The organism is Frankia casuarinae, from assembly GCF_000013345.1.
In the GTDB taxonomy this organism is placed as follows: Bacteria; Actinomycetota; Actinomycetes; order Frankiales; family Frankiaceae; genus Frankia; species Frankia casuarinae.
Genome location: NC_007777.1, coordinates 2147652 through 2169846, shown reverse-complemented (window position 1 = coordinate 2169846; position 22195 = coordinate 2147652). Strand labels below are relative to the sequence as shown.

The following is a 22195-nucleotide window of genomic DNA, read 5'->3' as shown; positions in this document are numbered from 1 at the left end:
GTCAGGAGAATCCGTATGACCACCGTGCTCGCCATAACCCCGTCCACCACGCCTGAGCAGCCTGCCGAGCCGCTGCCGCAGTACATCCGGCACTACCCGGCCCGCCCACAGTCCGTCAGACCCGCCCGCCACGATGTCGCGGCACAGCTGCGCCGCTGGGGCCTCGACAGCCTGATCGACTCCGCGACCTGCGTGACATCAGAATTGATCACCAACGCCTACGCCGCCTCCCACGAGGCACGCCGTCCCCACGGTGAGCAGGACACCAGGTCCCGGATCGGGATGCGCCTGACCTACAGCCACCGCGACCTGATCGTGGAGGTGTGGGATGGCGGCCCAGGCCGCCCAACCCGCCGGACCGCCGGGCCCGACGCCGAAAACGGCAGGGGTCTGCCTCTCGTCGCCGCGCTCGCCCGCGATCTCGGCTACTACCCAGTCCGCGTCCGCACCCCCGACGGCTACCGCACCAAAGGAAAGATCGTCTGGGCGGCGCTCGCCCACGACCTGCCACCCATCCAGCACCTTCCGGACAAGCCGGCCGAGGATCTGCCGCGCCGTGACCCGCCGCCCCCCACCAGCGACGGCGGACCGGATGCGGACATCTTCGACCACGCGCTGCTGCAACGCGTCCTCGACGCCCTGCGCAACCTGGGCGACGACTGGACGACGATCACAAACTCGGGCGACCCACGCGACGGCGAACAGGTGACGACCCCGTGAGCGAGCCTGTGGACGCCGCCTGCCCACCGTGGTGCGACCAGCCAACCGGCCACCTCCAGGTAGAGCCGGCAGGCCCCGGCGACTACCACATCTCCGCGTTCATCGTGATCGACCTGCCAGAGATCGCCGGGATACGCGAGGGCACCGCCGTCCAGGTGGCCATCGAACAGTACGTGACCTCCACGACCATCTACGACCCCCTGATCTCCCTCGCTGTCGGGGACGACGACCCCGACAGCGAGGCCCTCACCCTCGACGAAGCCGACGCTCTCGCCACCGCCCTCAGCCGGGCCGTCACCGCGGCCCGCGACGCTCCAGCACACCCGCCCTCGAAACAAGGGGCGGTACCCAGACCACCGGCCGGAGAACAACCGTGACCGTCGACTATCCCCACACCGACAGCCCCGCCATCGTCGACGCCGACCTGCCGGGTCAGGCCGACGTGGGTTTGCTCAGTGCGCTCGTGCACGTCCTGGCGCCCCGTCTGTTCGCGATCGTCGCCGAACCCTCCTACGGCGATATCCACGTCGTCGCCTGGGGACTGCGCTTCGACGGCTACGTGGCCCTCATCAGCACCGATGGACAGATGGTCGGCAGCTTCTCCTCGTTTTCCCCTCCCCGGTCCGGGTCCCGGCCGCGATTCCGTCGCGGCCGGCGGTGAGGCGGCTCCACGCCGACCCGGACCGCCAACAACGAAGCCACCTCCATGCGATCTCACCGACACACAGTCCCGCCCGCGCTCCGTCCCATCGTTCTGCTCGCGCGTATGCGCGAACTCCTGCCCCCCGAAAAACTGGCGAGTCTGCTCGCCACCTTCACCCCACCGCTCGACCCGACGGACCCCGACTGGGCCGACCTGTGCTCGGCCTTGGACGACTATGACCGGGCCGCACGGCTCGGCCTGGGCTTGGACGAGGCCCGTACCCGCGTCGACATCGCCGCCATGATCATCTATGTGCGCTGTTGCGGTGCCAGCCCCCACGAGTCGGTTGCCACAAGCACCCGGCCGGCTCGATAGAGGTCCGCGAACTCTTGGCCCGTGTGGCGCCGAACAAATCGCACTGCCGCACGTCGTTTCCGCAGATCAGCGGCTTCATAGCAGCCGAAGAAAAGGTTCGCGACGAGGGGAATGTCTCCGCTCATGACGCCGGGCATCCTGGTGGAGCGCCGCGCCCGGCTTGATCTTCGTGCTGTGCGCGCCGTGCCCCTACTGATCCATCGACGCCGGATAGATCCACGACGTCGTAGGGTTGACAGACCGTCACCCGCCGGCCGAGCGGAGGAGAAGCCTGGTGCTCACCTCGGCAACCGACAGCACCGACCGCGACGGTGGAGGCCGAGCAGGCGGCGCGGCACCTGTTTGCCCCGAAATGCCGGCGGAGGACGTGCTCGGGGACCGGACAGGTCCGCGGAGAAAGCATGAGTAGGTCCAGCCGGCGGGCGGAACAGGACGAGCTGCGGGCGCGGATGCGCGCGGCCGGCATGTCCCACGACGAAATCGCCGTCGAGTTCGCCCGCCGCTACGGCTACCGCCCCCGCGCCGCGCACCGCCACGCGCACGGCTGGTCCCAAGTACAAGCCGCCGGACACATCAACAGCCACGCCGCCCAGGTCGGCCTCGACCCCCGTGGCGCCGCCCCGATGGACGGCCCCCGCCTGTCCGAGCTGGAGAACTGGCCGCTCCCCAACAACCGCCGCCGGCCCACCCCCCAGCTCCTCGCGCTGCTCGCCGAGGTCTACGGCACCAACATCCACAACCTCATCGACCTCGACGACCGCGAACACATGCCCCCAGCAGACATGCTGGTCATCACCACCACACGCCAGGACGCTCGGCCAACGCCGCCGACGGGATCACCGGTGAACCTTGCACTGCCCGCGGCCCCGTGTTTCAGCCCCACGGCCCCGTGCGTCCAGTCGGGACGCGGTCATGGTGCGGCCAGGGGGCTGCGTCTCGACGGGCCTGCTGGAAGCATGGAGTGGGTGGACGCTCTCGGCCGCCGCGGGTTCACTCTTCTCGCGGGATCAGCAGTAGTGGCGGGTCTGGCCGGCGCCGGCCGCGCCCGCCACGTCGACCCGGCGCTCATCTCCTACTTCGACGGCCAGCTCCAGGGCCACTACCACGCGGACATGCTGCTCGGCGCCGGCGCCCTGATCGGCACGGTCGCCTCCCAATACGAGGTCATCACGCAACTGCTGGATGCCGCGGACGGGTCGACCCGCCGGGGCCTGGCGAAGGTCGGCTCCTCGTTCGCCGCGTTCGCGGCCTGGCTGTGGCTCGACGCGGGAGACGCGGTCGCCGCGATGCGCTGCCACGACGCGGCCTTGGAACTGGCCCACCGCTGCGGGGAACGCGACGCCGTCGCCTGCGCGCTGGTCGATCGGGCGATGGCCTTCACCGACCTGGGAAACGCGGCGGCCGTGATCGACCTGTGCCAGGCCGCGCTGGGTGACGCCCGGCAGCTGGCACCCGAAGTCCAGGTGTTCGCCTTGCAGCAGCAGGCACACGGCGCGTCGCTGCGCGGTGACCGTCGCCAGGTTGATCTCCTCCTCGATCAGGCCGGCCGGCTCGTGGAGCACGTCGAGGTCGAGGAATACGGCACGGCCTGCCGCCGCACCGACGGCTACGTCGAAGTGCAGCGTGCAACCTGCTATGGACGGCTGGGTCTCGCCGACGACGCTGACCGCCTCTGGCAGCAGATCATCCCCGCTGCCCCGGCCTCTGCCCGCCGGGACGTCGGGGTCTGGTCAGCGCGCCACGCGGTCGCCGCCGCGCGGCAGGGAGAACCAGAGCGGGCGGTAGACCTCACGCGCCAGGCCAGCGCGCTCGCGGTGGAGACCGGCTCCGCGCGGGCCCGGCGAGAACTGGCCGCGGTCGCGGCGGCGATGGCTCCGTGGCGCGCGCACCCCCTCGGCCAGGAGCTCGCCGACGTGCTCACACCCTTCACCACCGACGAGACCGGGAGAGAGCATGGCTGAGGCGCTGACCCGAGACATGATCGACGAACACCTCAAGACCCTGGACGGATGGACGACCGACGGCCGGCGGATCGAACGGCTCTACTCGATACCCCACATCCAGGGCGCCGCGTTCATCGTGCACATCGCCGCGATCCAGGACGAGTTCGGCCACCACTCCGACGCGACACTCGGATACAAGACCGTGCATGTGTCGATCAGCTCCAGCGACATCGGCGGCTACGTCGCCGAACACGACATCGAGCTCGCCAGGCGCATTCAGGAAATCGCGTCAGCGCATGGCGCACGATAAAATAGAACCGGGTATTCGTTCAACGCCGCGAAAGGAGGTAGGCTGTGACGGCGATTCGCCGCGGCGTGCACGAATCCTTTTCGTACGTTCAAAGCCGCCGACACACTGGTGGAGAAGATAGCGGGGCGTTGGAGTGAGTAGGTCCAGCCGGCGGGCGGAACAGGACGAGCTGCGGGCGCGGATGCGCGCGGCCGGCATGTCCCACGACGAAATCGCCGTCGAGTTCGCCCGCCGCTACGGCTACCGCCCCCGCGCCGCGCACCGCCACGCGCACGGCTGGTCCCAAGTACAAGCCGCCGGACACATCAACAGCCACGCCGCCCAGGTCGGCCTCGACCCCCGTGGCGCCGCCCCGATGGACGGCCCCCGCCTGTCCGAGCTGGAGAACTGGCCGCTCCCCAACAACCGCCGCCGGCCCACCCCCCAGCTCCTCGCGCTGCTCGCCGAGGTCTACGGCACCAACATCCACAACCTCATCGACCTCGACGACCGCGAACACTTCACTCCCGCCGACACCCTCTTGATCAGCCGCGTTGATCGCATCGAGCCTGCCGCTGGCCGCATTCTGCCTGCGCCCCGGGCTGCTCCTTCCGCCCGGGGGCTCGTCCAGCCAGGCTCTCCGGCCCACATCGACCGACGCGACTTCGTCACCGCGACGGCTACCGCGCTCACGTTCGGGAGAACCGCCCCGCGGCACGTCGACCCGGCGCTCGTCGACTACTTCGGCCAGCAGCTGGAGGGCCACTACCGAGCGGACGTGATGCTCGGTCCCCGCGAGCTGATCAGTACCGTCACCGTTCAGCACACGCTCATCAGCAACCTGGTGGCGACCGCACGCGGGGAGACGCGGCTGGCCCTCCTGCGCTCCAGCGCGGCCTATGCCTCGCTGATCGGCTGGCTCCATCAGGATGCCGGTGACCTTGAAACTTCGTCCGTCTGGCGGGGCGTCGCTTTGGAGGTCGCACAACGCTCCCGGGACCCGCAGCTCGTCGCCTACGCGCTGCTCAACCACGCATCAGTCCGCACAGATCTTGCTGACGGGCTCGGCGCGCTCGACCTGTGTGGCGCGGTCCTGGCCGACGCCGGTCGACTCAGCCCGAAGATGCGGGTCCTGGCGCTCCAGCAGCAGGCCCACGGCGCGTCACTCGTCGGAGACCGCGCCACCGTCGACTCCGCCCTGGACCAGGCGGCTCCGCTCGTCGAGAGATGCGACGACGGCCTGCCGTGGGGCAACGCATGCCGTCGCACGTCGGCCTACCTGGAGGTGCAACGCGCCACCTGCTACGGACGCTTGGGCCTGGTTACGGCCGCTGCCGGCCTGTGGCGGCAGATCCTCGACACGACGCCTGCCAACGCCCGGCGAGACCGCGGTGTTTTTCTCGCCCGGCAGGCCACCGCGTGCGTCCAGAGCGGCGACGTCGGGCGCGCGGTCGATGCCGGGCGACTTGCGGCGGCCCTGGCGGTGGAAACTGGGTCCGTGCGGATTCGCCGCGAGCTCGCCGGCCTACGACAAGCGGCGCAACCCTTGAAAGGCGCGGCCGTCGGCCGCGACATCGATGAGATCTTCGCCCCGGAGAAGGAGACCTGACGTGGCGGACGCTCCCGTGCCCCTGGCCGACGACGAGATCGAGGCGCAGCTGCGCGAGCTATCCGGCTGGGCCCGTGCTGGCCAGGAGATCACCAAGTCGTTCCGCGTCCGTTACCACGGTGGAGTCGCCCTGATCGTGCACGTTGCCGACGTCGAGCGGCTGATCGGCCACCATGCGGACATCGACCTGCGCTGGGATAGCATCCGCTTCGGGATCACCACCCACGACGCCGGGCATCAGATCACCACCGCCGACTTCGATCTCGCACGGCGCATCGAGGCCATCGCCCAGGCCCACAATGCCGAACCGCTCTGACTTGACGGCGCATTGTCCCCTCGATGTCCGCGGTCCGTATCGTGATCGAAATGTTGTCGGTCCGGCGCGTCGAGAGTGCGAGACGCCTCACCCAGGTGCTGACCATTCTCGACCGGCCGGCCTACCGAGGGCAGGCACTCGCCGTCGGGCTGCGCGATCAGATCAGAGATGGTGGTGCGGTCCCGGCCTACGGCAGCAAATCCCTCGGCCGCCGGCTATGAAGGAGACCAGGTCTCGTGACGCCCCGCCGGATTGGGCTGCTACACCCGGGGAGCATGGGCGCGCGGATCGGCGAGATCTTGCGGACCGCAGGGCACGAGGTGCTGTACTGCCCCACGGGACGAAGCCCGCAGACGTTGCAACGGGCCCAGGATGCCGGCCTGCTGCCCGTCAGCCGCCTGGACGACCTCTGCGACAGCACCGAGATCCTGATGTCGTTGTGTCCACCGGAGGCCGCGCTTGACGTGGCACGGGCGGTGGCCGCGGCGGGGTTTACGGGTCTGTACGTAGACGCCAATGCCGTCAACCCGGAACGTATGCGCGCCATCGAGCGGCTCATGACCGCTGCGGGCGGCACCATCGTTGATGCTTGCCTCATCGGCCCGGTCCCGACACGGCAGGACACCACACGCATGTACCTGGCCGGGGATGCCCGCCACGCCGGCGAGATCTCCGGGCTGTTCACCGGATCAACCGTGCAGGTCATCGTGTTCGACGGCCAGGTGGGCGCAGCGTCCGCCTTGAAGATCGCCCACTCGTCGTTCGCGAAGACGTCGCGGGTTCTCGCCGCGCTCGCGCACGCACTGGCCGCCGAATACGGCGTCCAGCAAGCGCTCACCGACGAGGCCCGCAGACGAAGCCGACCGGCGCTCGCCGAACCAGACTTCTTCGCCACTGTCGCGGCCCGCGCTTGGCGGTGGGGACCCGAACTCGCCCAAGCGGCCGAGAGCTACCGGACCGTCGGACTGCCGGACGCGATGCTCCGCGGAGCGGAAGAACTCCTCCGCACCTGGTACGAGCATAAAGACATCGAGCACGCCCCGCTCAACCTGCTTCTCCGCGAGCTGCACTCTGGTCAGGACGGCGGGTAATCAACCGGCCGCCTTCCAATGGCCCGGCGAGCGCGTCGCGGAGTCCGCGTTCCGCGGCCAGCGTGGCTGTCGTCATCGCGTCACGGAAGGTGGTCGGGGGAGGTCGCTGGATTCCAGCGGTCTTGACTCGCTCGACTAGGTCGACCCGATGGGCGGGGGAAAGGTGCTGTTGTAGCCGGGGGTGGGCGAGGGCATCAGCCGCGCACCGCCCGTCGTGTCCGTCGCGGAGGCCGGCGAGGATCGCGGACGCAATCCACTTCTGGTCGGTGGCGTCGGTGGCGAGGTCTAGGAGCGTTAGGCCAAGCCGGTTCTGGAATACAGGGTGGGTCGGGTCACGGCTGCTGGCGCGGAGGTCATCGAGCGCCGCTCCGATCGCCTGCGGCTCGCTGCCGTGTCGGCAGAGGATTCCGAGAACGGCGGCGACCGCTCGTTCCCAGGGTGTCGGAGTGACACTGGTGGCGAGCGCGGTGCGTGCGGCTTCGGATTCTCCTGCAAGGTGGCTCGCGAGTATGAGGGTCTGGCGGCCGTCGAGGAGCCGTCGTCCGATGCCGTGGTGTCGGTGGAGGTGGGCAACGGCGTCGTCCCAGCGGCCCGCGCGCGCCAACGCCCGTGTCCCGTCGCCGAGCAGGACGGTCCAGGTAAACCGGCGTGCCCGGAGGAGCGTGTTGTCGTCGGCGAACAACCGCGCAGGGTTGACGGTGACGCCGTCGAGAACGACGGCGGTCGAGGTGCGGACCGCGTGGTGGATTTGGTTGAAGAACGTGTATGCCCGGTCGGGGTCATCGGCACGGAGCTCCAGCCGGCCGAGATTGATCAGCGGTTGCAGTACGGCTGTCGCGAGGGCCGGGGGCTGGGGGCCGGCGTTGTCGAAGACGTGGAACTGGCGCCAGCAGAGATCCTTGGCGAGGTCGGGCAGTCCGCAGTCGCTCGCGAGGAGCGCGGCCTTGTTGAGAGCCTCGGCAGCGTTGGTCGTCCTGCGCGCGTTTCCCGGTGCGGAGTGGGCGAGGTGTTCGATCTCGGTGAGCCGCTGTCGCCGGTCGATGGTCGGTGGACGCGGCCGGGGTACCAGGGGAAACCAGTTCGCCACCGTCTGGGGAAGGGGCGGCGGCGTGGTCGGGCTGGCGGTCATCCGAGGACCACGGTGCTTGCGGCGCGGGCGAGCACTGCCTGTGCGTCGTGGGATAGCCCTGCGCGGTTCCAGTGGAAGATGATGTGGTGCGCGAGGACCGCGCGTAGCCCGCGCTGGAGTGTGCCGTCATGAGCGAGCCGGCCAAGGTCACGGCCGGTGGCGCCGAAGGCACCGATCCAGTGAGCCAGATCCGCGTCCTTGCCCAGGGCGTTGGTGTCTGGCGTCTGTGCGCTCAGAAGGCGGGTCAGGCTGGGCTCCAGGGAACGGCTGTCGCTGACAAGGTCGGGTGGGCAGCGGCGGTGTTCGGCGACCCGGGCCCAGATGTCGCCTTGTTCGTACCAGTCCTGGCCGGCGGAGCGCATCAGGCTCACGCAGGCCAGGATCGACAGCGCTCGGGCGCGGGCGCGGCTGCGGGGCGCGGTCGTGAGCAGGTGGCGGCTGTCCTGGTGGAAGAGCCGGTGCGCGATCTGCATGGCGGGCGGGCCGCCGAAGGCGAAGGTTTCCGGTTCGTACAGGGTTTCGCTCCAGCCGGCAATCCGGCCGCGCTCGCGCAGAGCATGGAGATGGTCGTGGACCGCTTTGGTTGCCGCGTCGTCTACCGGTGAGGTCGGCTGGAAGCGGAGCCGCCAGCAGGGGGACTTGCGGATGAACCACCACGCATCCAGCAGATGATCATTTTCGGCGGCCACCAGCGCGGCGCCGAGGTCCCGGCCGGCGGCATCGGCCTGGGCGTAGTCGGCGAAGTGCATGGTGGCCTGCCGCCAGGGGTGGCGCGGCGAACACCCGTCTTCGTCGTTTTGAGGTGCGTCGTCGATGCACGGGCGGGGGTCGGAGTCGTTGCGGATCATCGGTTCTCTCACGCGAGGAGCAAGGCGGCGTCCCACCCGGTCACGGGGGCGGAGCCGAGGGCCGCGGTGTGCAGGGCAAGCGCCACCCCGGCCAAGCCATCGAGAAGCTCCGGGTCGTGCGGCGCGGTGGGGTATTGGTCGAGCAGCCGGGCGACGAGGGTGGGCAGGAGCTGGGCGAGTTCGGGTGTGGTGGCGTCGGCCGCGACCCGGGATGTCGTGTGGACCAGCCCTGCCAGGCCGTGGCACAAGCCGATGTCGGTGGTCAGTTCGAGGCGAGCCGCGTCGTCGAGACATGCGTGCAACGCGGTTTCGGCCTTCTCGCAGCGCCTCGGGTCACTGGTGGCGAGTCCAGCGAGTTGGTACGCACGGGCAATCCCTGGGGTGCCGTAGCACCAGGACAACCGCTGCTGCCTGACGTCATGGCCCGGTGTCGGGGTGACGATGCCCGGCCAGCCAGCGATGCCAGGCTGCTGGTGCCCGTCGAGCCAGGCGCAGATCCGTTCGATCGCTTCCCGGTGGCCGTCGACCTCGGTGCCGCGGCTGTTGGCTAGTGCGAGCAGGGCGAGGCAGGCGGCGATGCCGTGGGACATTCCGGCATTTCCATGACCGTGTGGGTAGTCACGGGAGGATGCGCCGCTGGGGTCGAGGTCGGTCCACCACCCGGGTAGTCCGTCTCCGCTGGCAGGGGGCTGAGTGAGACGGACGAGGTGGGTCAGGACATCGGTGATGATCGGGTGCTGGCGGCGTAGGTGGTAGCGGCCGAGGCCGGCGAGGCCGCGGATGAGGTCGAATTCGGCGAGCGGCGGGCGGAGGCCCGCGCGGAGGCGGGCGTCAGCCGCGGCAAGTCGTCGCTGTGTGACCGCGATGGTCGCGGTGTCGAGTGTGGTGACCGCTTGGGTGAGCTGGTCTGGGCGGCCTGCGGCGTCGAGTACGAAGGCGAGGGTGGGGGCGCCGAAGTAGAGGGAGGCGTTGGGCCCTGCGCTGGCTGGGTCTCGGGTTGCCGCCCGTAGCCAGGCGTTGGCGATGGCGGGGTCGCCGTGGCCGGTGCGGGCTCGTTCGAGGTGGAGCAGCGCGATGCCGGCTGCACCGCCCGCGAGGGACTGGCCTCGCCGCCGGCCAGGGCCTCGGGGAACGGCGGCGGGGTCGGCGAGCTGGTCCGCGATTGCCGCTGAGGCGGCCAGTGCCCGGCTGGAGAGCGTGTCGCGGCCGGTGTCTTCCGCGGTGCCTGGATTCATGCCATCTCCCGGCGGCGGAGAACGCTGAGCGCAACGGCGCGGGTGAGGCGGGCGCAGTCGCGCTCTGCCTGGACGGACGGCCCCGTCATCCGGAACTGGTGGAGGTGCATCAGCGTCGGCAAGAGGCCGCGGGTCGTGAGTCCGTCGCCGGCCGAGGTGAGCGCCGTCTGATAGTCGGCGAGCCTCGCCCGGCGGCGCGCCCAGGCGGTGAGGATCTCCTTCCCGCCCGGCAGGGTGTGCATCGTCGCCTGGCTTTCGCGCGGGTCAGCGAGGTGAACGGCGGCGTCGTGCTGCGCGCGGTCGATCGGCGGTCCCTGCGTGCGTGGTAGCTGCTCGACGAGCCAGCGGGCGGCGTCGTCTCCGGGTAGGCAGCCCGCGGCGAGGTCGAGCAGGCTCACGGCGACCAGCGCATGGGGGTGGGTGGCACCGCGGGCGGAGGCTGCGAGCTGGGCGAGTGCGGCGGTGGAGTCCGCGGCGAACAGCGTCTCCGTGGCGGCGAGCGTCGAGGCGCCGCCGAAGCGGCCGGTCTCTGGAAGGTAGGTGTCGAACTGGAGCTGGTCCAGTAGGCCGGCTTGGCGCAGTGCGGTCGCCCAGCGGCCCACTCTCCGGGCCGCGTCGCCGAACCCGTCAGGGTCGATGAGGCGGATTCGTAGCCGCAGATGTGGGGCTGGGTCCTGGTATCGCTGGAACCACCACAGCGGCGGGGTGTCCCAGTGTTCCCACAGGCTGGCGAGGCGTTCGGTGAGGATGGTGACCTGACGGTCGGGCTGGGCGTAGAGCTTGGCGTACAGCCAGGCGCCGTCTCCGGGTAGATGGGCGTCCGCCGAGGTCGCGATCCGCGCCGGGCGCCGTGGGCGCGGTACCTCCGCCGTCGGGGTCGGAGGTGCGGCGAGCGGGAGGACGATCTCGTGGGTCCGCCCGCCGATCCATCCGGCTGCGTCAGGCGGCGGTGCTTCCCGCAGGGTTGCCCGCGTGGCGCGGCCCAAGTCTGCGCGCAGCAGGTGGAGGTGGGCGGGCTCGGTCAGATCGAGCAGGAGGCGGCGGTCGTCGCTGCCGAGGAAGACCTGGTCGGGAACGCCCCATTGGTCCCGCCAGGCCGCGAGGTCGTCGCTCCACCGGGCGAAGGTGGCGTCCGGTCCGGGCAGGTCAGCCGGGGCCAGGAGCCAGCGGGCCGGGGCGAGGATCGTCCGCCCGTGGCGCAGGCGTGGCAGGAACGGCAGCCGTCGGGCCGCGCCCCAGGAGAACGGCGCGCAGGGGGCGGCGCGGGAAGTGCCGATCTCGCTGAGGAACCGGAGCAGGGGGTGTCCGTGACGGGTGAGTTCGACGGCGTGGAACGCGACCGGCTCCACCGGTCGGCCCAGGGACAACGAGACCAGCCACAGACCCGAACCGTCTGCGGTGACGGCGAGGTCCGTCACGGGGATCATCCCGCGGTCCGGCGGCTGGTACTCGCCGAGCGCGATGAGATGGTCCAGGATGCGCGGCGCGCGGGAGACGTTCGCAGCGGTGGCCGACAGCGTGCCACCCGACAACTGGACGAGAAGTGCCCCCGGCTGGCGGGTCGGCAGCGCGCGAAGTGCCGAGGTCATCTCCTCGCGGTCGGCCTCGTTGGCGAGGTCGAGGAAGCGGCCCAGAGTTGTCCCGGCGGCCCGTGAGACTCCCTCGACAGCGAGGTCGAACGCGCCGCGTTCCACCGCGCGGCGGTCTGCTGCGTGCAGCCGAAACCGCAGCTCCGTGTGGGGCTGGCAGGTCCAGCCCACCGCGTCGCTCGTGCGGAGCAGCGCGAGCGACTCGGCATCAAGGGTGACTTCGCGGTCTCGGCGGGCCGCCGCGGTCTGCGCCAGGGCAAGCAGCAGCGCGTCGCGGTCCGAGAGCGGGCCGGCCGTTGCCGGGCCGAGTGTGGTTCCCCGGTATCCGGCGGGCAGGCCGAGCCCGGTTTCACAATTGATCAGGGAGTTGACCGGCACGAACGCGCCGGCACCAAAGCGCTCAAGAAATCGATCATGATAGTCGCGCCAGGCGGCGTTGCCCCGGGGTGCCGGCGCGAGCCGGACCAGCAGGTCGACGGCTGCTTCTACCTCTCGGAGGAGCAGCCGAGGCAGTTCCAGCCCGACGCCGGCCCGCATGTCGAGGGCGATGGGAGGCCGGCGCCCGGAGGGGCTTGAGGTCGGGGCTGCGGTGTCTGGGGTCGCCGGCTGTGACGTCCACGGTTCCGTGATGTCGGCGAGCCCGCGAGAGCGGCGGCGCAGGGCGTCCACGAGATCGGCCGCCTCGGGTACCGGGTCGGCACCGATCGCCCGCAGCGTCGCGAGGACCGCGCCGAGCGGGTCGAGTTCGGTGGACGGTGGCCGAAGCCCGGACAGCAGGAACCGCCGCTCGACCAGTGTCGAGAGCATGCCTCGAAGCACCCGCGCAGGCGCGGCCGGGAACTCGGTGCCGAGCTGGGCGGCCAACGTCCCGACGAGAACGGGTCCGGCCGCAGCCTTCATCACCGCCGCGACAGCCTGTGTGTATCGGACCGAGGTCTCGGCTGTGGACACCTCGGCGTCGCTCCCGGCTCGCGGGCCCTCGAACGGCAGTACCAGCCGACCATCACGAACGAAGGCGAGATCGTTCGCGCGGACGGGCAGGACGTCGAGAACACCCGGAACGCCTTCGAGCTGGTCAAGCACATCGAACAACCACGCCGTGTCCACCCGTGCCAGCATGCGATGGTGCGTCGGGTCTTCATACACGGTGAGCGCGGTACCGGGCCGGGCCGGGCCGACCCCGGCGAACAGGCCGAACGGTGTAGCTCGGCTCACCAGCCGTAACCGGTACCGCATGAGCGACAGCACGGCGCTACGTGCCTGCCGTGCGGGTAGATCGCCGCCCGCGCACACCTGGGCGATCCGGCGCGCGAGCACTGGGCTCGCGGCCTGCACGGCTGCGGCGAACGGCGCACACGCCCAAGCCTCGCGCAGCCACTGGCACCACCGCTCGGTCTCCTCGCCCCCGTCCCCAAGGTCAGGCCAAGGCAGCGCGGCCAGACCTGGCATCGGTTCGGCCACCCGAACGACACCCGGGCCAGCCACCCTGTACAGCGCGTCGCTGGCCCGAGCGCCGAGCCCGGCGACCTGCGGGCCGCTCGCCAAGTCGGAGTCGCGGACCTCTGACGGCGTGGCTCGCGGGATCGCCGAGCGTGGTGCAGCGGACCCGCCTGGGTCGCGAATGGTCGGCATGGTCGTCATTCCTGTCCGGCGAGCCCGGTCCGGCCAGGCAGCTTGTCGGCCGGACCGGGCTCAGGTCATGTTCCGGCCGGGTTCAGTCGCCAGGGCAGGTGTTCGGGCAGGCGCTCTGGCAGGTCGTGCCGCAGCCGTCGTCGGTCATGCGAATCAGCTCCTCGACGAGCTGGCCGGACTCGACCACCGTCACGTCGAGGTCGAACTCGTCGAGGTCAAGCGCGGAATCGGGATCGACGACCGGCGCGGGGGCGTTCTGGGGGGTCACGGAACCTCCTTGAGAAGGAATAGGGAATAGAGACATCGCCGTGGCCGTGCTGGCGCCTACGGCCGGATGGCCACGCCAGCCGGGAGGGCGTGTGCCCTCCCGTGAGGCGCCACGACGGTTCCCGCACTCAGACGGGAACCTCCGGGCCGGACGGCCAGGAGACGACGACACGCCGATGAGGGCGATCGAGAAACACGCCGCCGGCGGGCAGCGCGGCGTCCGGAGTACCCGCGGGGAATGCCTCGATACGGGCCGGCCGATCGGCCTTCCACGCGCGGATCCGTTCGATGAACTGGGAGGTCAGCAGCTCGGCGGCGGGACCCTGGGCCTGAACGCCAAACTCGCGGGACACACGGCCGGGAACCTTCGCACTGAGCGAGAAGTAGGCGAGACTGCCTTTTCCTACGACCGCCGGCATGCCGAGGCTCCACGCGTGGGCGACTGTCCCCCGCGTGACCGCAGCCTGCCGGGCCAGCAGCAGACCAGAGTTCTCCAGGCCGACCGCGAGCCACAGCAGCAGGTCATCGAACGGTTCTTCGCCGCTGTGGACACCCGACCAGGTCTTCACCCGCGGCCAGGTCAGCGCTTGGCGGACCTCGTCCACGTCCACCGGGGCCGCGTCGTCCAGCCGGACCACGACATCGTCCCCGTCCAACGCCAGCACCTGCTCCGGGAAAGCCCCAGCACCCGCGAGCGGGACAAAACTACAGACCTGGGCGTCGTGGCCAACCAGCCGCCCGCCGTCGGCCTCGAACACGACCGAGCGTGTCTGGCCCCGCAGCCGCAGCGGCACAACCAGCCGGCCGCCGGGCGCGAGCTGGTCCGTCCACGCGGAGGGAATGTCACGGACCGCCGTCGTCACCAGCACCAGGTCATAGGGCGCGTGGTCGGGCACGCCACCCTCGGCGTCGGCCAGCACCACCCGCACCCGGCCATAGCCCGCCGCGTCCAGACAACGCCGGGCGCGCTCGGCAACCCCGGGCAGAATGTCGACGGTAGTGACCTCGCCTGTCTCGCCGACGAGCTCCGCGAGCAGCGCCGCGTTGTAGCCCGCCGAACCGACCTCAAGGACCCGCATCCCCGGCGCCACCCGCGCCTGCTCCAGCATCATCGCCTGGATGTGCGGCGCCGACACCGTACTGACCATCCGACCCACCGCGTCGCGCACCGGGACGACCGTCCCTGTAGCCGCGTACGCCGCTGCCAGATCTGCGCCCGGCGCGAACAAATGCCGCGGCACCACGGCCAACGCACGCGCCACCCTCGGGTCACGGACCGCGCCGAGTTCCCGCAGCTCGTCAACCATGGCCGCGCGCAACACAGCAGCCGCGGTGGAACTCTCCTCATGCTGAATGGTCATCGAATCCTCACTGCGGGATTGGACAGCGGCCCGTGGCCTGGATGCCCGGGGCATTCGCCTTTGGCTGCGGAATTGGTCTGGGAGGGACACCCCCATCGCGCTTCGGGGAGTACCCGCCCGGCGGGCTGTGCGTGTTCTGTTCTCGACGCGCAGCGCAGCGCAGCACGCAGGCACAGGCGGCAGGGGCGCTCTGTGACTTTAGGAATGCAGGGGCCTGCGGAAGAACGGTCAGTCGCTGGTCGTCGTGTAAACTGACGGACCCGTGTTACCGGAGCCGCGCTCATCGTTGGTGTTGGGTGGCGTCGCCACTCGCCAGAGGGCCGGCGTCGACTAGGCGCAGATTCAGCTCGTACTCGGGGTCCATCAGCGGGTTCCCTCTGCGTCCTCCACTCATGCGGACCGCCGCGCCTCAGGCGGCCGTCGTCAACGTGGACGATCCTTCCAGCAAGGCGGACCGACCCGAAGACCTCCTCCACAGCCCCTCGCTCTCTCGCGCCGGCCGAGCTGACCAGTGTGGGCGTGACCGCCGTGTTCCTCCAGGGAGTCGCTCCCACCACGATTGCCAGGCGACAGTCGATCTGACCCACCGGGAGTGACTGACCTGAGGCGGGGCCATGTGCGGTGTCGTGTGCGAGCCCGCCGGCCGTCATCCGATCTGGCCCCTTTCTAGCGGAGAGACCGACTCCCACGCCGTTCGGCTCGCGGGCGAGCCGACAAGATGCCAGATCGGACGCCGTGGGAACCAGCCCAGGCCAGATCGGATGACGGAAAGCCAGCGACAGGCCACATCGCTGACGCATGGCCAGAAACGGCGACGCCTGACAACGATCGCCGACGCGGGGACGCAAGTCATTCCCTCCACTACGAACATCCTGTTCACCCCTTCGCAGAGCCGCTGACCTGCGAGAACACTGCCGCGCGCGTCGCTTTGTCCGTAGCGACCATGCCGATTCGTTCCGGAGGAGCCCACAAGGACACGACCGTGCTCGTCGCCCAGATCGTGCCGAGGAGCCAGCAGCCTGTGGCCTAGTCCGCCCTCGCGGGCGCCGCGACCGGCACGACCGCACGATGCCGTGACTTCGATCCGCTCAGCCCTTCTGTTCTGGCCGTGCGCCGACGACTACGGTTGCGATGGCGGTCGGTGACCGAAGCCCGAAACGGATTGCCGTCCACGGCCAGGGAAGGGGCACAGCGGCATGGGCAAGACCAGCCAGCGCGTCGAGCAGGAAGAGCTGCGGGCGCGGATGCGCGCGGTCGGCATGTCCCACGACGAGATCGCGACCGAGTTCGCCCGCCGTTATAGCTACCGTCCCCGCGCCGCCCACCGGGTCGCGCACGGCTGGACCCAGGCGCAGGCCGCTGGGCACATCAACGCTCATGCCGCCCGGGTTGGCCTCGACCCGGGCGGCGCCGCTCCGTTGACCGGGCCGGGGCTATGCGAACGGGAGCTGTGGCCGCAACCGAACAACCGCCGCCGGCCCACACCGCAGTTCCTCGCGCTGCTCGCCGAGGTCTATGGCACCAGTATCCACAACCTGATCGACCTCGATGACCGCGAACAGATGCCCCCAGCAGACCTGCTCCTCATCAGCACGATCCGCGTGGAGGGCGTGCCCGCGAGCGCTGTCGGTTCCCTTGCGCGCACCAAGGCGGTGGACGTCGAGGCGCCGCTGATGACCGCATTGAACCGGCAGCAGTTCCTGCTCGCCGTGTCGATCTCGGGGGTTGCCGCGGTGACACCCCGACAACCGGCCGCGCCTGCCGTGTCGGTAAACACCAGTAGGGCACCGGCCGGGGACGATCTTCTTGCTGATCTGCGGGAGGCCGTCACGGTTCCAGCGGAGTGGTCCGCTGACCCTGGCGTGACCTCGGCGGGTGCCTTTGCTGACCTTGAGGCGCGGGGGCGGGAGTGCCACAACCGGTATCAGCGGGCCGACTATGCTGGGGCGGCGCGGCTCCTTCCCGCGGTGGTGCGGGGTATCGACACGCTGGTCGCTGATTCGCCGGCGGGCGTGGACCACCGCGCGGTCCGGCGGTCTCAGGCTGTCGCGTACATCGCTGCCGCCAAGCTCGCGACCAGGACCGGCGACCACGATCTAGCGTGGCTGGCCGCGGACCGTGGTCAACACGCGGCGCTCGCCGCCGACACGCCAGTGCTTCTGGCGACCGCACGCAGGCAGATCGCCTGCGTCTTCCACGACACAGGGCGGCTGGCCGACGCCGAACGGGTCGCCCTCAGCGCACTCGACGCCCTGAACCGGCGGCGAGGCGACGAGGACCACCCCGACATCGTTTCCGCGCGGGGCGCCCTTCTCCTGCTCGCGGCGATGACCTCGGTCCGTCAGGGTGAGCGGGCGCAAGCCCGCCGCCGGCTCACCGCCGCGGCCGAGCAGGCGGGCACGCTGGGCCGGGACGACAACCGGTTGTGGTCGGCGTTCGGGCCGACGAACGTGGCGATCCACACCCTCACCGCGGCCCTGACGCTCGACGATCCGACGGAGGCGGTCGCCGTCGGCGAACAGATCGACACGCGTCTGCTGCCTCCCCCGCTGGTGGGCAGGCGTGCGCGATTGCACCTAGATCTTGCCGACGGGCACGCCCGCCTGGGCGAGGACGCCGTCGCGGCCGTGCACATCCTCGACGTCGCCCGGCGAGCTCCACAGCTGCTGCGGGTCGACCCGACCGCTCGGGCGGTGCTGGCGACGCTGCTGAGCCGCGCCCGCGGTTCCATCGTCTCTGTCCTGCGGGACGTCGCCGAGCAGGCCGGAGTCGCGGCGTGACGGCTGGGCGACCGGTGCTGCATCTGGTCGTCTGCGCGGCCCCGCCCGCCGCGCAGATCAACGAGCTGATCCGCCACGTCCGCGGCGAGGGGTGGGCCGTCTGCCTCATTCCGACGCCGGCCGCCGCGACCTGGCTGGACGTGCGCCTTCTGGAGGAGCTAACCGGCCACCCGATCCGCTCGCGACCCCGGCAGCCAGACGAGCCTCGCCTACCGCCCGCGGACGCCGTGGCGGTCGTCCCCGCGACCTTCAACACGATCAACAAGTGCGCCGTCGGGATCAACGACAATTCAGCGCTGGGCGTCGTCAACGAGGCGATCGGACTCGGTCTGCCCGTCGTCGTCGCCCCCTACGTCAAACCCACCCTCGCCGCCCACCCGGCCTTCGCCCGAGCCCTACGCGACCTGGCCGCCTACGGGTTCACCGTCCTGCCGACCAACGCGATCGGTCCCCCCGACGGCACCACCACCTTCGCCTGGCGTCCCGTTCTGGACTCGCTGCCCGCCGCCCGGCCCGCCAGCGAAATCTCCGCGCAGGAGGACCCGTGATGACGGCTGCGCCCGTGCCCCTGTCCGACGACGAGATCGAGAGACGACTGCGTGAGCTACCCGGCTGGTCACGGGTCGACGACGAGATCACGAGAACCTTCGGCATCCGCTACCACGGCGCGGTCGCGCTAATCGTGCACGTCGCGGACATCGAGCGGCTGATCGGTCACCACGCCGACATCGACCTACGCTGGGACAGCATCCGCTTCGGCATCACCACGCACGATGCCGGTCACCGGATCACCGACGCCGACTTCGATCTCGCTCGGCGCATCGACGACATCGCCCGAGCTCACGGCGCCGAACCCAGCTGAGAACCTCCAACCTGCACGCGCGGGGACGTCCGCGCCGGGCGCACACGTTGTTGATCACATGTGGCGCGCCACAATACCCAACAGGCACACGAACGATTCGCCGCTATCGATCCGAACATGAAGCCTCATCGGCAGGTCTTCGGGCAGGTCAGCGGCCTGTACCCGCACGAATCAGATGTTCGCTCCGCAGGGAATGACCATCATGTGGGTCTCTTGGGACGCTGGGGACGTTCAGCGTCGGCGCGGCAGCTCACCGTCAGGAAGGCGGCGGTCAGCTGGCCCGGTCGCCGTGCGCGCCTACGTCGAGAAGGGCCTGATGATCGCGTATTCCCCATCCGTACCTGCCGTCGATCCCGCGGCGCGGTCCGCCTGCGACGAGGGGCGTTCCCGCGCTGATGAACCTGTGGTCTTCACCGACGGGCACCACTTCAACCTCGCGGCGTCCTCGGACCTGGACTCGGTTGCCTCGACGGCGGCCGGCCCTCTGTCGGTGATCCTTCAGGTGACGAAGCGGTGCAATTTTGACTGTTCGTTCTGCTCGGAGACGTTGCAGGAGCCGGACCCCACGCTGGATGCGTTGGAGCGGATGCGGGACAATCTGGCCGGGGTGCCGCGGGTGTTCCTGTCCGGCGGTGAGCCGTTGCTGCGCCGGGACTTCGTGGACATCGTCGACCTGTTCGCTGGGACGGTCATCGGCGTGCCGACCAACGCGACCCGCGGTCTTCAGCACGCGGCGCGCCTGTCCGGCAAGATCGCGTTCGTGAACGTCGGGCTGGAAGGGCCGCGGGCGACGACGAACCGGGTCCGCGGCGACTACGACGCGGTGATGGCCGGGATACGGGCGTTCCAGGACGCCGGGCTGCCGTTGTCGCTGTCGGCGGTGGTCTACCGCTCGACGCTGGCCGCGTTGCCGTTCACCTACCAGATCGCCGACCTGCTGGACGCCGGAAAGCTCAAATTGATCCTGCCGTTGAAGAAGGGCAACGCGCTCGACCTCGCCGACCACGAGTTCATCAGCCTGGACGAAGCCACGCTGATGTTCGACCGGCTGGCCGAGCTGCGGACGGTGCACGACTGGCGGCCGGCACTGCGCCTGACGGCCTGGACCCCGGACACCGAAGGCCACATGATCGTTGTCGGGCCGTCGGGGCAGGCCAGTGCCTGGCCGGTCTACGGCGCCCCCGACCTACTCGAACCGCTGGGCAACCTGCTCGACGAGCCGATCGCGGCGATCTGGGCGCGGTACCGGTTCCAGCGCAACCACTACGCCAAATACCTGGGCCGCTCGATCCGCGCCCTCACCCGCGCCGAGCGACCGCCATCAGGGCGTCCTTTGCTGCGGATCAGCCATGCGTGAGGCAACGAACCTGGGCTGGGCCGACACACCTTTTGGTGCCGAGCGGCGGCCGTTCGCCGAACGCACACCGCTGTTGGCCGCGTTCACCGTCCTGACCCGCGCCGCGTCGCCGGACGCCATGGGAGCGGTGTACCTGCGGCTGCCACGGGGCCGCACTCTGGCGGTGACCGAGAGGACGTTGCGGTTCGGCTTCCACGCCGTCGCGGCCGAGGACCCGGCGGAGACTCTCCTCGTCGCCGCCGGGCTCGATGCCCTGCTGGTGCAGGCCCGACGCCGGGCGGCGATCCTCGCAGGCCACCGGCTCGCCGACGACCTGGCGAGGCTCGCCGCCGCCGGCGCACCTACACGCGGAATCACCGCCCTCGCCGCCGCCTGGCCGGGCGAGACCGCGCAGCCCAGTCTCGCGCGTCTTCACGACACGGCGCGCGGCTCCACGCCGGTCGTACTGGAAGACGTGTGTACCGCGTTTCATCTCCACGGCCTGTTCGCGGAGTCGGGTACCTCTGCCGACCCTGCACGGGTGGGGTATGGCGCCTCGGCGGGGGCACCGCAGATCCTTCGGCAGGTTGTTCTCCGCGCGCTGGCGATCGCGCTCGTCGCGGCGCGCAGCACGGGCCATTATCAGTGGGACCAGCTCAATCTCGACGATGTCGTCGAGGCCGCCGCCTGGGACCAGACCACCGACATCCCTGCCGCAGGTCCAACGGCTGTGACTCCCGCGACTACCCCTCCAGCACGGCCCTCGTCCGTGCCTGCCGTACCGGCTGGTCGCGACGACCAGACGTTGGCCGCGGAAGGAGTCCGCTGATGCTGCGCAACTGCCTCGTCGTGGCCGTCGAGGGTACCCACGCCTCCGGCAAGACCACGCTCACCCATGCCCTGGCGGCACATTTCCGGGAGCGTGGGGTGCACGTCGCCTGCGTGCCCGAACCGGCTCGGAACTCCCCGTTCATCGAGGAGATCGTCGTGCACGGCCGCGGCGAGTTCGACCTGGAAACCGAGGTCGACTTGTTCGCCGCCCAGCTGTCCAGCCAACTCCGCGTCGCACGCCAACACACCATGATCATCTGTGACAAGACGATCGCGAACGTCCTCGCCTACGCCTGGCTCGTCCTGCCCGGCGGCCCAGAGGGACCCCACGCGCCGGTCCTGCGCGCGATGGAAGCCTTCTGCCGGGCCTGGGCGTCCGTCTACGACGCGGTCTTCTACTGCTGCGACAAGTTCGACCAGCACCAGATCGGCGACCCCTACCGGTCCAAGGTCCTCGACATCCAACCCGCCGCCGACCGCGTCGTGCGCAGCATCTGCGCCACCGTCGGGCAGCGCATCTTCGACATTCCACCGAACATGTCCACCAGCGCGCGGGTCGGCTGGATCGCCGAGCAGCTCACGACCCTCGGGCTCAACCCGACCAGCCGCTGACCGTTTCCTCAGCACAGTCGGGAGATACTGCCACCATGGGGTACCGCAGCGTCATCGACGTCATGCTCCTGCTCATCCGCGATGATGCGGTCCTGCTCGCGTTGCGATCCGGCACGGGATTCGCCGACGGCTGGTGGAACGTCCCGTCAGGAAAACTCGAAGATGGTGAGGACGCCGCTTCCGCGCTATGCCGCGAGAGCCGTGAAGAAATTGGCCTTCATCTCGATCCCGCCTCGCTTACTCTCGCTTCGACGGTCCACTTCCGGAACGAGCGCGGGGAAGCGCGCCTTGGCCTGTTCTTTCAGCCGGAGTGCTGGCACGGAGAACCCGTCAACGCGGAACCCCAAAAGTGTGCCCGGATCGCCTGGTTTCCCCTCGACGAGATTCCCGACAGCACGTATCCATACACCCGTGTCGGCATCGATCTCCACAGGCGGCGGGAGAACTTTGCCATCTCCGGGTGGGAGACATAGAAAGCGCTACGACGGCATCCGTACCGTTTGCTAGCGAGCCAACTGATCCTTGCGAAAGCGGATCGAATATGTCCGGACCATCACACTCGGCCGGCGGTGGGACTGGATAGACGACATGTTGACGCCATTGGTGAGCCGGCAATCCGGTACTCCGGGTCCCGTGTCGGCTGTCATTCCATACCATGGAAATCTCAGCTCGGCTGGTCGTTCCTCTCAACCAGCGAGAGGACCGGCGAGTCGACACGGTCCGCCCC

Annotated in this window: 23 protein-coding genes; 17 read left to right on the top strand and 6 right to left on the bottom strand. The window is 70.0% G+C overall.

Annotated elements, in window-relative coordinates; genetic code table 11:
• The first annotated feature begins 15 nt into the window (after nt 1-15).
• The 10 genes from FRANCCI3_RS23340 (at nt 16) to FRANCCI3_RS09185 (ending at nt 6986) form a co-directional block, all read left to right on the top strand.
• Nucleotides 16-720, top strand: coding sequence for an ATP-binding protein (locus tag FRANCCI3_RS23340; protein WP_011436269.1), 705 nt, complete (start codon nt 16-18; stop codon nt 718-720).
• Complete coding sequence (locus tag FRANCCI3_RS09225; protein ID WP_011436268.1) at nt 717-1097, top strand: DUF6907 domain-containing protein; 381 nt, start codon at nt 717-719, stop codon at nt 1095-1097. Before FRANCCI3_RS23340 ends, FRANCCI3_RS09225 begins: the two co-directional genes overlap by 4 nt.
• The gene (locus tag FRANCCI3_RS09220; protein ID WP_011436267.1) at nt 1094-1381 is read left to right on the top strand and encodes a hypothetical protein; all 288 of its coding nucleotides are present in this window, start codon (nt 1094-1096) and stop codon (nt 1379-1381) included. Before FRANCCI3_RS09225 ends, FRANCCI3_RS09220 begins: the two co-directional genes overlap by 4 nt.
• Before the next feature lie 45 nt (nt 1382-1426).
• Nucleotides 1427-1738, top strand: coding sequence for a hypothetical protein (locus tag FRANCCI3_RS09215; protein WP_011436266.1), 312 nt, complete (start codon nt 1427-1429; stop codon nt 1736-1738).
• A gap of 401 nt (nt 1739-2139) precedes the next feature.
• Nucleotides 2140-3699, top strand: coding sequence for a hypothetical protein (locus FRANCCI3_RS09210; protein WP_011436265.1), 1560 nt, complete (start codon nt 2140-2142; stop codon nt 3697-3699).
• Entirely contained in the window at nt 3692-3991 is a 300-nt protein-coding gene (locus FRANCCI3_RS09205; RefSeq protein ID WP_011436264.1) for a 4a-hydroxytetrahydrobiopterin dehydratase, read from the top strand. The genes FRANCCI3_RS09210 and FRANCCI3_RS09205 overlap by 8 nt, the downstream gene beginning before the upstream one ends.
• Nucleotides 3992-4124: 133 nt before the next feature.
• Nucleotides 4125-5579 carry a hypothetical protein gene (locus FRANCCI3_RS09200; protein ID WP_011436263.1) on the top strand — a complete coding sequence of 485 codons (1455 nt, stop codon included), beginning with the start codon at nt 4125-4127 and terminating at the stop codon, nt 5577-5579.
• A 1-nt stretch (nt 5580) separates the two neighbouring features.
• Nucleotides 5581-5895 (top strand): 4a-hydroxytetrahydrobiopterin dehydratase, encoded by a 315-nt coding sequence (locus FRANCCI3_RS09195; RefSeq protein ID WP_011436262.1) that lies wholly within the window; start codon nt 5581-5583, stop codon nt 5893-5895.
• A 41-nt stretch (nt 5896-5936) separates the two neighbouring features.
• Entirely contained in the window at nt 5937-6116 is a 180-nt protein-coding gene (locus FRANCCI3_RS09190) for a hypothetical protein (RefSeq protein ID WP_131728935.1), read from the top strand.
• Between the two features lie 15 nt (nt 6117-6131).
• Nucleotides 6132-6986: an NAD(P)-dependent oxidoreductase gene (locus tag FRANCCI3_RS09185; RefSeq protein ID WP_011436261.1), complete on the top strand. Its 855-nt coding sequence runs from the start codon at nt 6132-6134 to the stop codon at nt 6984-6986.
• Here FRANCCI3_RS09185 and FRANCCI3_RS09180 read toward each other — a convergent pair.
• The 6 genes from FRANCCI3_RS09180 to fxlM form a co-directional block, all read right to left on the bottom strand.
• A complete protein-coding gene (locus FRANCCI3_RS09180) occupies nt 6940-8115 on the bottom strand; it encodes a hypothetical protein (protein ID WP_023842038.1) in 1176 nt (391 codons plus the stop codon). The two genes, FRANCCI3_RS09185 and FRANCCI3_RS09180, sit on opposite strands and share 47 nt — an antisense overlap.
• Complete coding sequence (locus FRANCCI3_RS09175) at nt 8112-8963, bottom strand: thiopeptide-type bacteriocin biosynthesis protein (RefSeq protein WP_011436259.1); 852 nt, start codon at nt 8961-8963, stop codon at nt 8112-8114. The genes FRANCCI3_RS09180 and FRANCCI3_RS09175 overlap by 4 nt, the downstream gene beginning before the upstream one ends.
• 8 nt (nt 8964-8971) lie before the next feature.
• Nucleotides 8972-10198 carry a lanthionine synthetase C family protein gene (locus FRANCCI3_RS09170; protein ID WP_011436258.1) on the bottom strand — a complete coding sequence of 409 codons (1227 nt, stop codon included), beginning with the start codon at nt 10196-10198 and terminating at the stop codon, nt 8972-8974.
• Entirely contained in the window at nt 10195-13419 is a 3225-nt protein-coding gene (locus FRANCCI3_RS09165; RefSeq protein WP_011436257.1) for a lantibiotic dehydratase, read from the bottom strand. Before FRANCCI3_RS09165 ends, FRANCCI3_RS09170 begins: the two co-directional genes overlap by 4 nt.
• 82 nt (nt 13420-13501) lie before the next feature.
• On the bottom strand, nt 13502-13687 hold the full coding sequence (locus FRANCCI3_RS09160; protein WP_023842039.1) for an FxLD family lanthipeptide: 186 nt from the start codon (nt 13685-13687) through the stop codon (nt 13502-13504).
• A 127-nt stretch (nt 13688-13814) separates the two neighbouring features.
• Entirely contained in the window at nt 13815-15047 is a 1233-nt protein-coding gene (fxlM, locus tag FRANCCI3_RS09155; RefSeq protein WP_011436255.1) for a methyltransferase, FxLD system, read from the bottom strand.
• 1196 nt (nt 15048-16243) lie between these two features.
• On the opposite strand from fxlM, the gene FRANCCI3_RS23335 reads away from it, so the two are divergent.
• The 7 genes from FRANCCI3_RS23335 to FRANCCI3_RS09120 all read left to right on the top strand — a co-directional run bounded on the left by FRANCCI3_RS23335 (nt 16244) and on the right by FRANCCI3_RS09120 (nt 21941).
• Entirely contained in the window at nt 16244-17827 is a 1584-nt protein-coding gene (locus tag FRANCCI3_RS23335) for a hypothetical protein (protein WP_011436253.1), read from the top strand.
• Nucleotides 17824-18375 carry a flavoprotein gene (locus FRANCCI3_RS09145; RefSeq protein ID WP_011436252.1) on the top strand — a complete coding sequence of 184 codons (552 nt, stop codon included), beginning with the start codon at nt 17824-17826 and terminating at the stop codon, nt 18373-18375. The genes FRANCCI3_RS23335 and FRANCCI3_RS09145 overlap by 4 nt, the downstream gene beginning before the upstream one ends.
• Complete coding sequence (locus tag FRANCCI3_RS09140; protein ID WP_011436251.1) at nt 18375-18689, top strand: 4a-hydroxytetrahydrobiopterin dehydratase; 315 nt, start codon at nt 18375-18377, stop codon at nt 18687-18689. Before FRANCCI3_RS09145 ends, FRANCCI3_RS09140 begins: the two co-directional genes overlap by 1 nt.
• Before the next feature lie 316 nt (nt 18690-19005).
• Nucleotides 19006-20046 (top strand): radical SAM protein, encoded by a 1041-nt coding sequence (locus FRANCCI3_RS09135; protein WP_011436250.1) that lies wholly within the window; start codon nt 19006-19008, stop codon nt 20044-20046.
• Complete coding sequence (locus FRANCCI3_RS09130; protein WP_011436249.1) at nt 20039-20854, top strand: hypothetical protein; 816 nt, start codon at nt 20039-20041, stop codon at nt 20852-20854. Before FRANCCI3_RS09135 ends, FRANCCI3_RS09130 begins: the two co-directional genes overlap by 8 nt.
• On the top strand, nt 20854-21468 hold the full coding sequence (locus FRANCCI3_RS09125) for an AAA family ATPase (RefSeq protein ID WP_011436248.1): 615 nt from the start codon (nt 20854-20856) through the stop codon (nt 21466-21468). Before FRANCCI3_RS09130 ends, FRANCCI3_RS09125 begins: the two co-directional genes overlap by 1 nt.
• A gap of 62 nt (nt 21469-21530) precedes the next feature.
• The gene (locus tag FRANCCI3_RS09120; RefSeq protein WP_237704574.1) at nt 21531-21941 is read left to right on the top strand and encodes an NUDIX hydrolase; all 411 of its coding nucleotides are present in this window, start codon (nt 21531-21533) and stop codon (nt 21939-21941) included.
• Nucleotides 21942-22195: the final 254 nt, after the last annotated feature.

Bases quoted from the DNA above. Each gene is read 5' to 3' on its own strand.
- FRANCCI3_RS09180 (WP_023842038.1), bottom strand. From the start codon at position 8,115: ATGACCGCCAGCCCGACCACGCCGCCGCCCCTTCCCCAGACGGTGGCG.
- FRANCCI3_RS09175 (WP_011436259.1), bottom strand. From the start codon at position 8,963: ATGATCCGCAACGACTCCGACCCCCGCCCGTGCATCGACGACGCACCT.
- FRANCCI3_RS09120 (WP_237704574.1), top strand. From the start codon at position 21,531: ATGCTCCTGCTCATCCGCGATGATGCGGTCCTGCTCGCGTTGCGATCC.
- FRANCCI3_RS09125 (WP_011436248.1), top strand. From the start codon at position 20,854: ATGCTGCGCAACTGCCTCGTCGTGGCCGTCGAGGGTACCCACGCCTCC.
- FRANCCI3_RS09130 (WP_011436249.1), top strand. From the start codon at position 20,039: ATGCGTGAGGCAACGAACCTGGGCTGGGCCGACACACCTTTTGGTGCC.
- FRANCCI3_RS09170 (WP_011436258.1), bottom strand. From the start codon at position 10,198: ATGAATCCAGGCACCGCGGAAGACACCGGCCGCGACACGCTCTCCAGC.
- FRANCCI3_RS23335 (WP_011436253.1), top strand. From the start codon at position 16,244: ATGGGCAAGACCAGCCAGCGCGTCGAGCAGGAAGAGCTGCGGGCGCGG.
- FRANCCI3_RS09215 (WP_011436266.1), top strand. From the start codon at position 1,427: ATGCGATCTCACCGACACACAGTCCCGCCCGCGCTCCGTCCCATCGTT.
- FRANCCI3_RS23340 (WP_011436269.1), top strand. From the start codon at position 16: ATGACCACCGTGCTCGCCATAACCCCGTCCACCACGCCTGAGCAGCCT.
- FRANCCI3_RS09165 (WP_011436257.1), bottom strand. From the start codon at position 13,419: ATGCCGACCATTCGCGACCCAGGCGGGTCCGCTGCACCACGCTCGGCG.
- FRANCCI3_RS09135 (WP_011436250.1), top strand. From the start codon at position 19,006: ATGATCGCGTATTCCCCATCCGTACCTGCCGTCGATCCCGCGGCGCGG.
- FRANCCI3_RS09140 (WP_011436251.1), top strand. From the start codon at position 18,375: ATGACGGCTGCGCCCGTGCCCCTGTCCGACGACGAGATCGAGAGACGA.
- FRANCCI3_RS09205 (WP_011436264.1), top strand. From the start codon at position 3,692: ATGGCTGAGGCGCTGACCCGAGACATGATCGACGAACACCTCAAGACC.
- fxlM (WP_011436255.1), bottom strand. From the start codon at position 15,047: ATGACCATTCAGCATGAGGAGAGTTCCACCGCGGCTGCTGTGTTGCGC.
- FRANCCI3_RS09210 (WP_011436265.1), top strand. From the start codon at position 2,140: ATGAGTAGGTCCAGCCGGCGGGCGGAACAGGACGAGCTGCGGGCGCGG.